Here is a 1,170-nt window from a genome sequence, read left to right as displayed (position 1 = left end):
GGGCAGGAATGGTCGCTGGATGCGCTGGCCCACATCGCCGGCATGTCGCGCAGCGTGTTTGCCAGCAGCTTTCGCCAGGCGGTCGGCTGCACGCCGGGCGCCTATCTGCAGAGCTGGCGCGTCCGGCTGACACAGCAGGCCTTGCGCCGCGGCGAGTCCTTGAAGATGATCGCCATGGCCGTGGGCTATGGCAGTGAAGCGGCACTGTCACGCGCATTCAAGGCACAGTGCGGGCTGAGTCCCCGCGAGTGGCGGCAGCTGCGCGAGCAGGATACGCCCGGCTGACTTCGCCCCACCCGCCAGACGGCGGGGGGACTGGCCATGCAGCAGACAGCAAAAAGCCCCTCGCAAGGGGCTATCTCAGGCAGGCAAGGCCCTGACACTCAAGGCTTGAGCATGCTCGGGGTCATCATCACCTTCAGGCGCACCTGTTCCAGCTCGTGACGCACCCGGTGATTCAACCACCACACCGAACCTTTTTTCACGCTCCACAACAGCGGCTGCTCACCCAGCAACTGTGCCGACAGGCGGCCGATATACGGCTGATGGCCGACCAGCACGATGGTCTTGCCCGCTTCCGGCCAGTTCACCGCTTTCAATACCTGCTCGACCGATGCATCCGGATTCAGCTCCGGCAAGACGGTAAAGCGCTTGCTCAGCAGCGCAGCGGTCTGCTGCGAACGTTTGGCTTCCGATGCCAGCAGAAGGAAATCCTCCGGCAGGCGGTCGCGCAGCCACTGGGCCATCTGGCTGGCTTGTTGCTGGCCATTGCGGGTCAGCGCCCGCGCCAGATCATCAGAACCTTCTTCCGCTTCGGCATGACGCCACAGGATCAGATCCATTTTTTACCTCCGTTATTGTTGTTGGCGCTTGACCAGGCTGCAGCGCGGGACCAGCTCATCGGCCATGGCGCGACACATCGCAGTGCACTGCGCCTGTCGCCGCTGCCGCTATCCATCCCGTGCCCATCCACCTGCGGCAAGACTGACAGCGCAGCCTACACCAGGCTTGTGTCAGCCGCATGTCGGACAAACACTTATGCGGCTAGTGCAGCAGCGGTGCCAGCAAGGGCACCAGAATGGCGGTGACTACCCCATTAAGCCCCATCGCCAGCCCGGCGAAAGCGCCGGCAGTCTCTGACAACTGGAACACCCGTGCCGTTCCGATACC

Annotated in this window: 3 protein-coding genes; 1 reads left to right on the top strand and 2 read right to left on the bottom strand. The window is 63.6% G+C overall.

What is annotated here, in order from left to right; all coding sequences use genetic code 11:
• The coding region (locus tag JHD64_RS21080) for a helix-turn-helix transcriptional regulator (RefSeq protein WP_199055558.1) at positions 1 to 285 on the top strand (285 nt) is incomplete at its 5' end.
• 98 nt (positions 286 to 383) lie between these two features.
• On the opposite strand, the gene JHD64_RS21075 is transcribed toward JHD64_RS21080, so the two are convergent.
• Positions 384 to 842, bottom strand: coding sequence for a histidine phosphatase family protein (locus tag JHD64_RS21075; protein WP_059287344.1), 459 nt, complete (start codon positions 840 to 842; stop codon positions 384 to 386).
• Positions 843 to 1,044: 202 nt separating this feature from the next.
• A complete protein-coding gene (locus JHD64_RS21070) occupies positions 1,045 to 1,167 on the bottom strand; it encodes an LrgB family protein (protein WP_370540995.1) in 123 nt (40 codons plus the stop codon).
• Positions 1,168 to 1,170: the final 3 nt, after the last annotated feature.

The sequence above is a fragment of the Aquitalea sp. ASV15 genome, from assembly GCF_016429115.1.
GTDB classification, from domain to species: domain Bacteria; phylum Pseudomonadota; class Gammaproteobacteria; order Burkholderiales; family Chromobacteriaceae; genus Aquitalea; species Aquitalea magnusonii.
This window is presented reverse-complemented; position numbering and strand designations above follow the sequence as displayed.